This window comes from Kitasatospora sp. NPDC001539, from assembly GCF_040298565.1.
Taxonomy (GTDB): Bacteria; Actinomycetota; Actinomycetes; order Streptomycetales; family Streptomycetaceae; genus Kitasatospora.
In genome coordinates this window covers 20,133-34,487 of sequence record NZ_JBEPAK010000045.1, presented here as the reverse complement: position 1 = coordinate 34,487, position 14,355 = coordinate 20,133, and the positions used below count along the sequence as shown (strand labels likewise).

General features: G+C 73.1%; 12 protein-coding genes and 1 pseudogene. 11 read left to right on the top strand and 2 right to left on the bottom strand.

The annotated features are described in order from the left end of the window. Window positions 1-91, bottom strand: a pseudogene (locus ABT247_RS10535) (hydrophobic protein); the annotation flags it as partial. A 220-nt stretch (window positions 92-311) separates the two neighbouring features. Between ABT247_RS10535 and ABT247_RS10530 the strand changes: the two are divergent. From ABT247_RS10530 to ABT247_RS10505, 6 genes are all read left to right on the top strand, one after another. Continuing rightward, window positions 312-1,571: a hypothetical protein gene (locus ABT247_RS10530; RefSeq protein ID WP_350741016.1), complete on the top strand. Its 1,260-nt coding sequence runs from the start codon at window positions 312-314 to the stop codon at window positions 1,569-1,571. 304 nt (window positions 1,572-1,875) lie between these two features. After that, the gene (locus tag ABT247_RS10525; protein WP_350741019.1) at window positions 1,876-2,556 is read left to right on the top strand and encodes a FadR/GntR family transcriptional regulator; all 681 of its coding nucleotides are present in this window, start codon (window positions 1,876-1,878) and stop codon (window positions 2,554-2,556) included. Further along, on the top strand, window positions 2,553-4,052 hold the full coding sequence (locus ABT247_RS10520) for an amino acid permease (protein ID WP_350741014.1): 1,500 nt from the start codon (window positions 2,553-2,555) through the stop codon (window positions 4,050-4,052). The genes ABT247_RS10525 and ABT247_RS10520 overlap by 4 nt, the downstream gene beginning before the upstream one ends. A 119-nt stretch (window positions 4,053-4,171) precedes the next feature. Further along, window positions 4,172-5,212, top strand: coding sequence for an asparaginase (locus ABT247_RS10515; protein WP_350741012.1), 1,041 nt, complete (start codon window positions 4,172-4,174; stop codon window positions 5,210-5,212). A 56-nt stretch (window positions 5,213-5,268) separates the two neighbouring features. Continuing rightward, complete coding sequence (aspA, locus tag ABT247_RS10510; RefSeq protein ID WP_350741010.1) at window positions 5,269-6,678, top strand: aspartate ammonia-lyase; 1,410 nt, start codon at window positions 5,269-5,271, stop codon at window positions 6,676-6,678. Between the two features lie 310 nt (window positions 6,679-6,988). Then, window positions 6,989-7,876, top strand: a complete 888-nt coding sequence (locus tag ABT247_RS10505; protein ID WP_350741008.1) for a DMT family transporter — start codon at window positions 6,989-6,991, stop codon at window positions 7,874-7,876. Window positions 7,877-7,958: 82 nt separating this feature from the next. Here ABT247_RS10505 and ABT247_RS10500 read toward each other — a convergent pair whose 3' ends face one another. Continuing rightward, entirely contained in the window at window positions 7,959-8,762 is an 804-nt protein-coding gene (locus tag ABT247_RS10500) for a helix-turn-helix transcriptional regulator (RefSeq protein WP_350741006.1), read from the bottom strand. A 330-nt stretch (window positions 8,763-9,092) separates the two neighbouring features. Here ABT247_RS10500 and ABT247_RS10495 point away from each other — a divergent pair, with 330 nt between their 5' ends. The 5 genes from ABT247_RS10495 (at window position 9,093) to ABT247_RS10475 (ending at window position 14,347) form a co-directional block, all read left to right on the top strand. Next, window positions 9,093-9,284: a hypothetical protein gene (locus ABT247_RS10495; RefSeq protein WP_350741004.1), complete on the top strand. Its 192-nt coding sequence runs from the start codon at window positions 9,093-9,095 to the stop codon at window positions 9,282-9,284. A 47-nt stretch (window positions 9,285-9,331) separates the two neighbouring features. Further along, window positions 9,332-10,117, top strand: coding sequence for a thioesterase II family protein (locus ABT247_RS10490; protein WP_350741002.1), 786 nt, complete (start codon window positions 9,332-9,334; stop codon window positions 10,115-10,117). A gap of 91 nt (window positions 10,118-10,208) precedes the next feature. After that, on the top strand, window positions 10,209-11,087 hold the full coding sequence (locus tag ABT247_RS10485; protein ID WP_350741000.1) for an isocitrate lyase/PEP mutase family protein: 879 nt from the start codon (window positions 10,209-10,211) through the stop codon (window positions 11,085-11,087). After that, window positions 11,084-12,016, top strand: coding sequence for a 3-oxoacyl-ACP synthase (locus tag ABT247_RS10480; RefSeq protein WP_350740998.1), 933 nt, complete (start codon window positions 11,084-11,086; stop codon window positions 12,014-12,016). Before ABT247_RS10485 ends, ABT247_RS10480 begins: the two co-directional genes overlap by 4 nt. 147 nt (window positions 12,017-12,163) lie before the next feature. Beyond that, window positions 12,164-14,347: an iron-containing redox enzyme family protein gene (locus ABT247_RS10475; RefSeq protein ID WP_350740996.1), complete on the top strand. Its 2,184-nt coding sequence runs from the start codon at window positions 12,164-12,166 to the stop codon at window positions 14,345-14,347. Window positions 14,348-14,355: the final 8 nt, after the last annotated feature.

Sequence of the window (14,355 nt, the reverse complement as noted above, 5' to 3'; positions counted from 1 at the left end):
CGATGACGGCTGCCCACCAGAGCACCTTCAACGCGAATCCGGCGCCGAACAGGATCAGAGCGAGCAGAAGGACCAGCAGGAGCGGGACCATGGTTGGCCGCCCCGCCCCGGGGAGGCCGCGGGCCGCTCGGGCATGACCGCATGGCGCCCCCCCCGGACGGCGGCGGCCGCCCCGGACCAGCGGATCGTGTACGGACCCTCATTGGGGGACAAGTCCGCAAGTGATCGGATTTGATCGGACAGGCTTTCGCACGGCAGGCTCGGTGCGCACCGTGGCGGGTCAGCCACGGTCCGCCACGGAGGGGAGCCGCATGTCCGGGACCGAACACCGCAAACCGACCGCACACGTCGTCGTCGGGTACAGCCCCCACGAAGGGTTCGTCGCCGTCCAACTCAGCCCGCCGCCGGCGGAGTACGTGTGGTACGACCGCCAGGCCGAGCACCGGAAGGAGCGGTTCGGGCCGGGCAACGGCTACCAGCAGTGGCTGGCCGTCGACGTCGCCACCGGTGCCGTGTGGTTCGGGGACACCGACTGGCGGACGCGGGAGGAGGGTTCCGCCGAGGGGCTCCCGGGGCTTCGCCGCTGCGAGGCCGGGGACGGGGCCCTGCCCTCGCCGGCCGTCCTCGTCCACCCGCTCACCCACCGCACCACCGACGGCGAGGGCACGTCCACCTGGCGCTTCTTCACGGCCGAGGAACTCCACGCGCTGGCCCGGCGCACACTGCCCACGGTCCAGCGGGTGGTCGACTCCCTGCACCGGGTGGGCCCGGCCGGCGACCTGGAGTGGTCCGCCGAGGCCGCCACGGCCTGGGCCGATCTCGAACAGGCCTGCCGCTACTCGTGCGACGCGACCGGAGCGGTGACCTGGGCCGAACCCCGCACGAGCCGGGTCCGCGGGACGCGCGTCGAGGTGGCGGAGTTCCTCGCCCGGAACCCGGAGTTGTGCGATCCGTCCTGGTCGACGGCCACGGACGCGGAGCTGGACGCCTATGCCGCCTACGAACCCGCCTCCGGGTACGGCGGCGTGCCGGGGCGGATGTGCGCTCCGGCGAACGTCCGGATCGAGGAGGGGTACACGTTCTACGGCCACCGCGCCGCCCTGTACGCCTACCGCGCGGCCGCCTGCGGCGACCGCACACCGGTCGAGGCCGGTGCCTGGTTCCGCGGCAGTGAGGCCGGGCGCGCCAGTTGGGAGGCGGCCAGGGTCGCGGGCGCGAGCCTCGCGGACGCGCCGGACTGCGTCCTGGGCCACCTCGCCGACACCTTCCGCACCGCGGCGGAGGAGGACGGCGTGGTCCTCACCGGGCTGAACGCCTACCTGTGGCGACAGCGCGCCGAGGAGCGGGCGGCGGTCGACGAGACGCTCGCCGCCACCGGCGAGGAACTGGAGCGCCTGGAGGAGATGGTCAAGGAGCTCCGCCGCGCCCGCAACACCGTCCTGACCCGGGTCCTCAACTGGACCGACGGGCGGGGCGACGAGGAGATCGGCCGACTGGCCGCGATGTCCCCGACGGCCGTGGCCGAGTGGCGCGAGCGGCTGACCGCGAGCCCGAGCGGCCACCCGGAATAGCGGGGCCGGAGCAGCGGCGGCAGCCCCGGGCGCCCCACCTGCGGGAGCCGGGAGCCGGGCGTGAGCCGGGTCGGGGGAGCGCCGGCGCCCGCTCCGTCGGGTGCCCGATCTCCGCCCGTCGGGCGGCCGGCAGTGGCGCAGCCGCTCGCGCCGCCGGTCGGGATCGGCGAACCGGGCCTCGGCCGGGCGGAGTTGGCGGGGCGACGCCGGGGCCTTGACACCACCGTACGGAATCCCCCAGGATCGGCCCGTGAACCTGTCAGACAGCAAGACAGTCAGTCCGATGCCGAAGCGCGTGAGCGCCATGGAAGCGGTGTTCGGCCACCTCCGCGGTGCCATCGAGCGCGGCGAGTACGTGGTGGGGGACAAGCTCCCCTCCGAAGCGGAGCTGTGCCGGACCCTCGAGGTCAGCCGGCCGGTGCTGCGGGAGGCGCTCCGGGCCCTCCAGGCCATGGGACTGACCGTCTCGAAGACCGGCAGGGGCACCTTCGTCGTGGCGAACACGGTCGAGGACCCCACCTTCGGCGACTACGCCGCCAGCGACCTCCTGGAGGTGCGCCGCCACGTCGAGATCCCGGTGGCCGGGTACGCGGCGCTGCGCCGCACCCCGGAGGACCTGGACCACCTGACCCACCTGCTCGACCGGATGGAGCGGGAGACCGACACCACGGCATGGGTGGCCCTGGACACCGTCTTCCACCTGGCGGTGGCCGAGGCCTCCCGCAACCCGGTCTTCCGACGGGTCATCGAGGAGATCCGTGACGCACTGGCGCGTCAGTCGGCCTTCCTCAACGAACTCGGCGATCGACGCGAGCAGTCCAACTGCGAGCACCGGGCGATCGTCGAAGCACTGATCGACGGGTCCGAGCCGGACGCGGTGGAGGCCATGTCCCACCACCTGCGCCGCGTCGAGGCGACCCTCACCGACATCGTGCGCCCCCAGCGCGCGGACATCCCCCCAACAGAAGGCAGACCCGAGGCGTGAGCGAGCAGTTCCTCAAAGACGAGAAGCGCCCCTCCACCCGACACGTCGACGCCGGGGACACCGGCTACAGCGAGTCCCTGAAGCCCCGGCACGTCAACATGATCGCCATCGGCGGTGCCATCGGCACCGGCCTGTTCCTCGGCGCGGGCGGCCGCCTCGCCGATGCCGGTCCCTCCCTGTTCGTCGCCTACGCCGTGTGCGGCGTCTTCGCGTTCCTCGTCGTGAGAGCGCTCGGCGAACTCGTCCTGTACCGGCCGTCCTCCGGCGCCTTCGTCTCGTACGCCCGGGAGTTCCTGGGGGAGAAGGGGGCGTACACCGCGGGCTGGATGTACTTCCTCAACTGGGCGACCACCGGCATCGCCGACATCACCGCGGTGGCCACCTACGCCCACTACTGGCACCTGTTCTCCGACGTCCCGCAGTGGGTGATCGCGCTGGTAGCCCTGGCGGTGGTCCTTACGGTGAACCTCATATCGGTGCGGATCTTCGGCGAACTGGAGTTCTGGTTCGCCATCGTGAAGGTCAGCGCCCTGGTCGTGTTCATGGTCATCGCGATCGTCCTCCTGGTGACCCGGCACCCGGTGGACGGGGCCACCCCCGGCCCCTCCCTGATCACCGCCAACGGCGGCATCTTCCCCAACGGTCTGCTGCCGATGCTGCTGATCATCCAGGGCGTCGTGTTCGCCTACGCCTCCGTCGAACTGGTCGGCGTCACGGCCGGGGAGACCGAGAACCCCGAGAAGATCATGCCGAAGGCGATCAACTCGATCATGTGGCGGGTGGGCCTGTTCTACGTCGGTTCGGTGCTCCTGCTGTCGATGCTGCTGCCGTGGAACCGGTACACCGCCGGCCAGAGCCCGTTCGTGACCGTGCTGTCCCACATCGGGGTGCCGGCCGCGGGCAGCGTGATGAACCTGGTGGTCCTCACCGCGGCGATGTCCTCGCTCAACTCCGGCCTCTACTCCACCGGCCGCATCCTGCGCTCGATGGCCGTCAACGGCTCCGCCCCGCGCTTCACGGCCCGGATGAGCCGCAGTCAGGTGCCCTACGGCGGCATCCTGCTCACCAGCGGCATGTGCGTCCTCGGCGTGGGCCTCAACTACGTGGTGCCGGCGAACGCGTTCGAGATCGTGCTCAACCTCGCGGCGATCGGCATCCTCGCCACCTGGGGCATGATCATGATCTGCCACCTCTCCTTCTGGCGGAAGACCCGGGCCGGTGAGCTGACCCGGCCCGCCTACCGGCTGCCGGGCTCGCCCTGGACCGAGACCGTGACACTGGCCTTCCTCGCCACCGTCCTGGTCCTGATGTACGCCGACGGCGGCGCCGGGCGCACCACCGTGCTCTGCGTGCCGCTGATCGCCGCCGCGCTGGTGGCCGGCTGGTACGCGATCCGCGGCCGCCTCGCGCGCAGCGGCGCCCGTCCCGGCGAGGGCCGTCCCGACGGCGGCCTGTCCGACGAGGCCCGTTCCGACGGCGGCCGTTCCGACGGCTGACACCGGGCGGCGGCCGACAGCGGGCGGGCGGCCTCCGGGGCGGGGAAGGACCCCGCGGCTCCCGAGGGCCGCCCGCCCGGCCGAGGACCGGCACCCGACCACCACCGAGCGAGGCAGTGATGCACAGAACCACCCCTGCGGACGCGCCCGCGATCCGCGAGCCCCGGCACGCCCCCGTCGCCCACGTCACCCGCGGCGGCCTGATCGAAGGGGTCCACCACGGCTCCGTCGTCGTCCTCGACGCGGACGGCGAGGTCCGCTTCCGGCTCGGCGACATCGAGGTCGCCTGCTACCCGCGCTCCGCCCTCAAGCCGCTCCAGGCCGTCGCCATGGTGCGGGCCGGCCTGCCGCTGGACGGTGAACTCCTCTCCCTCGCGATGGGCAGCCACTCCGGCGAGGAGCGCCACCTCGCGGGCACCCGGCGCATCCTCGAACTGGCCGGCCTCGGCGAGGCCGACCTGCGCAACGTCCCGGACCTTCCGTACGACCCGGCGGTGCGGGACACCTGGGTCCGGGGCGGCCGCCCGCCCTCCCGCCTGGCCCAGAACTGCTCCGGCAAGCACGCCGCGATGCTCTACCTCTGCAGGCTCAACGGCTGGCCCCTGCGGACGTACCTCGACCCGGCGCACCCGCTCCAGACGGCGATCGCCGGGGTCGTGGAGGAGCTCACCGGCCAGCGCACCGCGCACGTCAGCGTCGACGGCTGCGGCACCCCGTTGTTCGCCGTCTCGCTGCACGGGCTCGCCCGCGCCGCCGCCCGCATCGCCGGGGCGCGGCCGGGCACCGCCGAGTTCCGGGTCGCGGACGCGCTGCGCGGCCACCCGGAGATGGCCTCCGGCACCGGACGGGACACGGCCGCGCTGATGCGCGCGGTGCCCGGACTGCTCGCCAAGGACGGTTTCGAGGGCGTGCAGATCGCCGCGCTGCCGGACGGCCGCGCCGTCGCGGTGAAGATCGCGGACGGCGCCAACCGGGCGCGGATCCCGGTGGCGGCGGCCGCGCTGGCGCTGGCCGGCGTCGACCCCCAGCTGCTGGTGGACTGCGCCGGCGAGGCGACGGCGGGCGGCGGCCGCCGCGTGGGCAGCGTCCGGCCGGTGCCGGCGCTGGCCGACGCGTTGGTGCCGGCACCGGTTCCGCGAGCCGCCGCCCGTCCCGCGTGAGCGACCACCACCCGCCGACCCCCGACCTCAGGACCCAGGAAGAGGACCCGCACACCATGCCGACCGCCATCCGGAGCGAGCACGACCTGCTCGGGGACCGCGACGTCCCCGCCGACGTCTACTGGGGCGTCCACACCCTGCGCGCCACCGAGAACTTCCCCATCACGGGCACGCCCATCTCGACCTACCCGCACCTGATCGAGGCACTCGCCGCCGTCAAGGAGGCCGCCGCCCTCGCCAACGAGGAACTCGGCCTGCTGGAGCCCCGGAAGGCCGCCGCGATCGTCGCCGCCTGCCAGGAGATCCGCGCCGGAAAGCTGCACGACCAGTTCGTCGTCGACGTCATCCAGGGCGGCGCCGGCACCTCGACCAACATGAACGCCAACGAGGTCATCGCCAACCGGGCGCTGGAACTGCTGGGGCACGCCAAGGGGGAGTACCGGCACCTGCACCCCAACGAGGACGTCAACCTCGGCCAGTCCACCAACGACGTCTACCCGACCGCCGTCCGGATCGCGACCGTCTACGCCGTGCGCGGCCTGCTCGATGCGATGGCCGTCCTCCAGGACGCCTTCGCCCGCAAGTCCAGCGAGTTCCGCGACGTGCTCAAGATGGGCCGCACCCAGTTGCAGGACGCCGTGCCGATGACGCTCGGGCAGGAGTTCTCGGCCTTCGCGGTCATGCTGGACGAGGACCGCAGCCGGCTCGCCGAGGCCGTCGAGCTGATCCACGAGATCAACCTGGGCGCGACCGCGATCGGCACCGGCCTCAACGCCCCGGCCGGATACGCCGAAGCCGCCCGCCGGCACCTGGCGGACATCTGCGGGCTGCCCCTGGTCACCGCCGCCAACCTGGTCGAGGCCACCCAGGACTGCGGTGCGTTCGTCCAGATGTCCGGCGTGCTCAAGCGCATCGCCGTCAAGCTGTCGAAGAGCTGCAACGACCTGCGTCTGCTCTCCTCGGGGCCGCGTGCGGGCCTCGGCGAGATCAACCTGCCGCCGGTGCAGGCCGGTTCGAGCATCATGCCCGGCAAGGTCAACCCGGTGATCCCCGAAGTCGTCAACCAGGTCGCTTTCGAGGTGATCGGCAACGACGTCGCGATCACCATGGCCGCCGAGGCCGGCCAGCTCCAGCTCAACGCCTTCGAACCGATCATCCTCCACTCGCTCTCGGAGTCCGTCACCCACCTGCGCGCCGCCTGCCTCACCCTGGCCGAGCGCTGCGTGGTCGGCATCACCGCCAACACCGAGGCGCTGCGCGCCACCGTCGAGAACTCCATCGGTCTGGTGACCGCCCTGAACCCGCACATCGGCTACACGGCCGCCACCGACATCGCCAAGGAGGCCCTCGCCAGCGGTCGGGGCGTGGCCGAACTCGTGCTGGAGAAGGGCCTGCTGCCGGCGGAGCGGCTCGCCGAGCTGCTGCGTCCCGAGGTGATCGCGGGCACCGGCGCGCCCGTGCGCTGACGGGAGGCGGGAGCGGGGGCCGCAGCGGCGAGCGGGGGCTGCTGGAGCGGCGGGCGGGGGAAGGAGCCGCGGCGCGGGACGCCGCGGCTCCTCGGCGCGTTCGAGGCGGCCGACCGCCGCACCCGCGCCGGTGCTGGGACAGGTGTCGCTCCCCGTGCGGCGGATCGCCTCGAGGGGCCGGAGTGAGCCGGGGGGCGGGTGACTCGATCCCGTGTGCGGGGGACGAACGTGCTGGCCAGACCACCGATTTGCGGGTTTCGGAGCCGTCTGACGCCCGTTCGGAAGGTCCAAACCGCGCTAGCTTGGCGCCATGGATATCAGTACGACACAAGCAACGGTGAAGTTCGACGCGAAGGTGGTCGCCGCCGCCTCGACCACGGTGGTGCTCTGGGCCTCCGCCTTCGTCGCGATCCGGGACGCGGGCGGCGCGTTCGGTCCGGGGGCGCTGGCACTCGGCCGGCTGCTGACCGGCGCGCTGGCGCTGCTGGCCCTGCTGCTGGTGCGCGGCGAGGGACTGCCGCCGCGCGCCGCCTGGCCCGGGATCCTGACCTCGGGGGTGCTCTGGTTCGGGCTCTACATGGTCGCGCTCAACTGGGGCGAGAAGGAGGTGGACGCGGGCACCGCCGCGATGGTGGTCAACATCGGCCCGGTGCTGATCGCGCTGCTCGGCGGCTGGCTGCTCAAGGAGGGCTTCCCGCGCAGCCTGCTGGCCGGCATGGCGGTCTCGTTCGCCGGGGCGATCGTGGTCGGCGCCTCGATGTCCGGGAGCGGCGGCAGTTCGGTCCTCGGCATCGTGCTGTGCGTGCTGGCGGCGGCGGCCTACGCCGCGGGCGTGGTGAGCCAGAAGCCGGCCCTGCGGCACGCCTCGCCGCTGCAGACGACCGCGTTCGGCTGCCTGGTCGGCGCGGTGGCCTGCCTGCCGTTCGGCCCGCAACTGCTGGACCAGGTCGGACACGCGCCGCTGCGGGCCGTCCTGGACATGGTCTACCTCGGCCTGTTCCCGACCGCGCTGGCCTTCACCACCTGGGCCTACGCGCTCTCCCGCACCACCGCGGGCAAGATGGGCGCCACCACCTACGCGGTGCCGGCCCTGGTGGTCCTGATGTCCTGGGCCGTCCTCGGCGAGGTGCCCGGCTGGCTGACGCTGCTCGGCGGCGTGCTCTGCCTGGGCGGTGTGGCCGTCACCCGGCGCCGCTGACGACCCCGCGCCCCCGTCGCGCGGGGGTGGGGTTCCCGCGCGGCGCAGGGCCGGCCGTCCCGTGCCGGAACGCGGGACGGCGCTACAGCACCAGGGTGGTCTCGCTACGGCCCAGCAGGTAGCCCAGGTGCAGCCGGTTCTTGGCGCCCAGGCCGTCCTTGATGGCGGCGACGTGCGCCTGCAGCGAGCGCTCGCTGATGCCCAGCCGGCGGGCGATCACCTTGTCCGAGTGCCCCTCCACCAGCAGCCGCCGGATCGACTCGCGGATCGCCGGCACCATCTCGGGTGCGGCCTGGGCGGCGTGGATGGGGACGAAAGGGAACGGCTCGGCCCGGTCCCAGGAGCGCTCGAAGACGTCGCTGAGGAAGCGGACCACGGACGGCTCGGTGATCATCGAGGCCACCGTGCGGTCGTCGTTGGCGGAGATGAACGCGGTGCTGCGGTCGATCACGATCAGCCGGTCGAAGAACTCGGCCAGCGTGCGCACGTGGACGCCGTGGTCGGTCACCGTGCGGACGTAGCCTTTGGTGGCCTCGTCGAACCGCGTGGTGTGCTGGTAGAGGGTGCGCATGGCCACCCCGCCGGCGATCTGGCGGCGCACCGACTCCAGCGCCTCCTCGAGCACCGCGCCGGGCCTGGGGCCGTCCGGCTGGGCGGTGAGGATCTCCCGCTCGGCGTCCTCCAGGGCGGTCTGGATGGTCTGGTTGATCTCCGGCAGCCCGTGCAGGTACACCACCCCCGGCGCGGCGGGCTCCCCGGCTGCGGCGGCCGCCGGCCCCGCCTTCTCCTCGTTCTGCTGCTTGGCCAACTGGGCCAGGGCGAGCTTCAGGGCGGCCTCGACCAGGTTGCTGTTGAGGTCCTGACCCGGCGGTGTCACCTCGGGCACTAACGACCCCCCGGCGTGGTCCTGCGCATCCGATTTGCCCGATCCTGCTCGCATATAGACCCCTCGGTTAACTGCAATGCGACGACCCGAACCATCCTAGGTCTGGAGCCGTGAACCCAGCCAGGGGAAGGTTGGTTGTGCGGGCGGCGGAACTCCCCCGGGAACACCGGGAAAAACCGTTGCCGCACTCGAACTCAGCTACTGCACAGGCGAACTGAGTGTCCATCAGGTCATTGCGTTGCAGCGCGATGAATTCACGGAAATTGCCGCCCGGTCGGCGCTGTCCGGAAAAGCCCTCCCCGATCAAAGCTTTCACGAAAGAGGTCTGCCATGCGCCAGTACGCCTCCGTCCGGATCCTCGCCCCGCTCGTCCTCCTGCTGGCCCCGGTGGCCGGTGTGGTCGCCGGCACCTCGCTGCTCCACGGCAACGCCGCGTCCGCGGTGCAGAACCGCGCCGACGTGGGCTGGAACAACATCCCGATCGGCGGCACCGCCACCCCCACCCCGGCGCCCACCGCCTGACCCTTCCGGCCCACCCCCGCCAGATCCGAGGAGAGCAGCCGTCTGCCATGTCCGACTCACCGTGGTTCGTCTCCCGCCCCACCAGCAGCCGGGCCCCGTACCTGGTCTACTGCTTCCCGCACGCCGGCGGCAACGCCCGTTCGTTCCTGAGCTGGCAGCAGCACCTGGCGGCGGACGCCGAACTCGTCGGCGTCTGCGCCCCCGGACGCGGCCTGCGCCTGGACGAGCCGAGCCCGGCCGACATCGCCGAACTGGCCGAGGGCGCCGCCCGGGCCGTCGCGGCCGCCGCGGACCGTCCGTTCCTGCTCTTCGGCCACAGCTTCGGAGCCGTCCTCGCCTTCGAGACGGCCCGCCGGCTGCGCGAACACCCCTTGCTGAGGCACCTGGTGGCGTCCGGCTGCGCCGCCCCGCGGTTGCTGCCGAGCGAGCGGGTGCAGCAGACGGCCAAGCTGCGCGGCCAGGAGTTCACCGAGGCGGTCGCCTTCTTCGGCGGCCTGCCGCCCGAGGTGCTCGCCGAACCCGAACTGCAGGACCTGCTCCTGCCGGGCCTGCGGGCCGACTTCCGCCTGGTCTCCGGCTACCGCTACCAGCCGGGTGAGCCGCTGCCGATCGGCATCTCGCTGGTCAACGGCCGCGAGGACCCGCACGTGGGTCCGGCCGAACTGCGCCACTGGGAGCACGAGTCCGTACTGCCGCTGCGCTACCACTGGGCCGACGGCGGCCACTTCTACTTCGGTCCCGACCCGGCGCCCGCGGTCGACCTGCTGCGCTCACTCATTCGTGCGGATTCCGGTGCGCCGAGGGCGCAGGAGGAACACGTCGAACTTATCTAGTTGTGCCGCCGGAAGGACGGGTGGTAACCCGTCCGGAACCGCAGCCGGGGAAACGCCCCGCAACCCGCGTCACAACAGAGAGGAACCTGCGATGCAGTCGGCAGCCGCAGACCAGTACCACCGCGCCCGGGTGTTCCGGGAACTCCACGAGCGGTCCACCGCCTTCGTGGTCCCGAATCCCTGGGACGCCGGATCCGCCAAACTGCTGGCCGGCCTCGGCTTCCCGGCGCTCGCCACCACCAGCGGCGGGCTGGCCTTCTCGCTGGGCCGCCCCGACGGCGACAACCGGGTGAGCCGGACCGAGGCCCTGGCCAATGCCGCGGACATCGTGGCCGCCACACCGCTGCCGGTCACCGCCGACCTGGAGAGCGGCTACGGGCCGAGCCCCGAGGACGTCGCCGGGACCATCCGGCTGGCCGCCCGGGCGGGCCTGGTGGGCGGTTCGATCGAGGACGCCACCGGGGACCCGCAGGCGCCCGTGCTGGAGCCGGCGGCGGCCGCGGACCGGGTCCGGGCGGCGGTCGAGGCCGCGCGCTCGCTCGACTTCCCCTTCACGGTCACCGCGCGGGCGGAGAACTTCCTCTACGGACGCCCGGACCTGAAGGACACGATCGCGCGGCTGCAGGCCTACCAGGAGGCCGGCGCGGACGTGCTCTACGCCCCGGGCCTGCCGGACGCCGACGCGGTGCGCGCGGTCTGCTCCGAGCTGGACCGCCCGGTCAACGTGCTCGCCGCGGCCGGCGGCCTGAGCCTGTCGGTCGCGCAGCTGGCCGAGCTCGGCGTGCGGCGGATCAGCCTGGGATCCGCCCTGGTCCGCGCCGCGCTGGGCGGGCTGCTGGCCGCCGCGGAGGAGGTGCGCACCACCGGGACCTTCGGGTTCGCGGCGCGGGCGCTGCCGTACGCCAGGGCCAACAAGGTCTTCACCGAGCTGTCCGACATCCATCGACCCCCGAAGGAAGAGACGTCATGAGTGTCCTGCAGGCCCCGCAGTACGTCCTCGGAGAGGAGGAGTTGGACCACACCGAGGTCGAGTGCCTGGCCGAACGCGCCGCCGAGCTGAAGATGGTGCCCAGGGCCGCGCTCTGGGGCTGGGGTTCGGTGCGCCGCACCGGCCGCGGCCTGGCGGAGCTGGCGATCGACAGCGGCACGGCCACGCTGCGGGCGGCGGGGGTCGACCCGGCCGAGGTGGACGCGCTGATCCTGTGCTCCACCCGGTTCCCGGGCGGGCCGCGCACCCACGGCCGGTTCGTGGAGCGGATCCTGACCGGGACCGGCCTCGAGCGCGCGGCCTTCCTCGGGATCACGCTGAACCGCTGCACCAACCTGCTGGTCGCGCTCGACACCGCGCACGCCCTGGTGGCGGCCGGCCGGCACCGCCGGATCCTGGTCGTCACCACGGACCGGATCGAGGACGAGAAGGAGCGGATGGAGAGCTTCGCGCTCTTCAGCGACGGGGCGGCGAGCTGCCTGGTCTCGGCCGGTGACACGGCCGGGGCCGGGAGCGGGACCGGAGCCCACTACCGGATCCGGTCCACCGCCGCCGCCCAGGAGGCGGCCGCCCTGGACTGGTCGCACGAGATCAGCGCCGACCTGGCCCGGGAGGCCAACGAACGCCTGCTGGCGCCGCTCGGCCTGGCGCCCGACCAGGTGGACGGACTCCTGCACGCCAACCTGTTCCTGCCGCTGGTCACCATGAAGGAACGCCAGGCCGGCTTCACCGCCCGCCAGCTGTACACCGCGAACATCACCCGGTTCGGGCACTGCTTCGCCGCGGACCCGCTGATCAACCTGGCCGACCAGGAATGCGCCGGACTGCTGCGCGACGGCGGCCACTACCTGGCCGCGGTCAGCGTGCCGGGCTCGCGGGTCGCCGTCCTGCTCCAGCGCGACGGCGGCTGACGCCCCGCCGGCCGATCCGCCGGGCCGGCCCCGCCCGGGCCGCCCCCCGCACCGCCGCCCCTCCCCAGAACCCCCTCCCGCCGCGCTGCCCGCCGTCCGTGGGTCGCCCCGGCGCGCCCTGCCACGCCACCGTCCGATGGAGTGCCCGTGTACGCCCACCAGACCCACGACCTCGACGACCTGACCACCTCGCTGCCCGCCGACGGCTTCGAGTTCAGCCCCACCGCGCAGGCCGAGGCCGAAGCGGTGCTGGCCGCCGGCCCGGCCGTGACCTACCAGCGGCTGCTCGCCGACCAGGAGTCCCAGACCACCCTGCTGGTGGCCCGCCGGGTGCTGGCCGCCTTCCTCGACGCGGAGGACCCCGGCGCCGACCCGGTCACCGCCGAGGCGCTCACCGCCCTGGTGGCCGGCGCCAGGGCGGAGTTCGCCCCGACGGCGGCCCGGTTGACCGCCACGCCCGCCGACCGGGCCGTCGCACTGCGCGGCCGGGCCCCGGTGGCGCTGCTGGCCGGCTGCTGGCTGGACACCGTCTCGCAGCCCGCCACCCAGCCCGCTCTGGTGGTGAACCGGCTCTACGCCCAGTACTTCACGCTCAAGGGCGAGGGCCGCCCGCAGCACTCCGTGCCGTACCGCCGCCGCCGCGCCCTGGAGGACGCCGGGGTGCTGCTGCCGCAGCCGGAGGAGGCGGACTTCCTCGTCCGGGCCCAGGCCCGCCCGTTGGCCGCCCTGCACGGCGCCTTCCTGCTGGCCCTGTCCCGGCTGCCCGCCGCCTTCCTGCCGGAGGTGGTCGGCGTCCAGTACGCCTTCCACGCGCTCGGCCTGGACGACCTGCTGAACGGCACCGAGCCGACGCTCGCGGTCGACGAGCTGCTCGCCGAGTACCTGGAGCTGACCGAACGGTCGGACACCGGGGCGCAGGACCGGCGGCGCCTGGCCGCGGCGGTCCGCCTGGTGGTCCGGATCGAGCGCGAGCAGCTCGCCCTGCTGGCCGAACTGGTCTCGTACCGGGCCGGGTTGTCGGTGGACGCGCGGGCCGCCGAGATCGTCGAGCGGCACCGCCCGTTCGCCGGCCGCCAGCACAAGAACGTCAAGGTCGGCGGCGAGCTGCTCTCCGAGACCTTCGCCGACCCGCAGTTCGACCTCGACGCCTTCATGGCCGAGTTCCGCGCCTCCCGCCAGCTGCGCCCGCTGCGGCGCGGCGGCTGCCCGTTCACCCGGGCGGTCAAGTTCGGCGGCCCGATGTTCGGCATCTTCGACGAGGCCGAGGCCGCGGTCTTCAAGGAGTGGGCCGAGTCGGTCGCCGCCGGCGAACCCGCCGGTGCGCCGCTGCGGCCCGACACCAGCGGCGACGAGCAGGCCGCGCACTGGCAGCGGGCCGTGCTCGCCACCGACCCGCCGGACGTGCGGTTCGCCGAGGCGTCCCCCGCCGACGACCGCGAGTTCTTCCACCGGCTGGTCAACATCGAGCAGTTCCCCAACACCCTGCCGCTGGCCGCGCAGACCGCCGAGGAGGGCCTGGAGCGGGCCGAACTGCTCTTCCGCCACGGCGCCGGCGGCCGGTACACCGACGCCAGCTGGTTCGACTACACCCCCGAGGCGCTGCTGGAGCGGGTGGACCGGATCTACTGGGACAAGCTGGTCGGCCCGTACCGCGCACTCCAGGAGGTGCCGGAGCGCGACGAGGTGATCTTCCACCAGAAGACCTTCGCCCTCGGCAGCCTGATCGACGGCACCTGGGCCCACCGGATCGGCAACCACGGCCGCTACCACCGGCAGAGCGACGCCATGCTCTTCTCGATCTACGCCGACGAGATGGGCCGCGGCGAGCTCGCCAAGAACCACATCACGCTGATCCGCCAGGTGCTGGCCAGCATGGACGTCCAGCTGCCGCACATCCGCTCGGCGGAGTTCCTGGACCAGGGCGAACTGCCGGACGAGCTCTACCGGTTCTCGATCCACCAGATCTGCCTGGCGCTGTTCCCGGACCGGCTGCACGGCGAGATCCTCGGCTACAACCTCGGGATCGAGATGTTCGGGCTCGGCGAGATGCGCCTGCACGAGGTGCAGAAGCTGCGCCGCCACAACCTGGACACCGCCTACGAGGAAGCGCACCTGTCGATCGACAACTTCTCGGCCGGGCACGCCCGCCAGTCCGCCGAGATCATCGTCTCCCACCTGGACGGGGTGCGCCGGGAGGCGGGCGAGGCGGCCGTGCGGCGCGAGTGGCGCCGGATCTGGCGCGGCTACGCCTCCTTCGCCTGGTTCGTGGAGCACCAGCTGGTCAACTCGCTGGCCACCGGGGCCGAGACCGCCGACGACCTGGTCATCTGAGGAGCCCG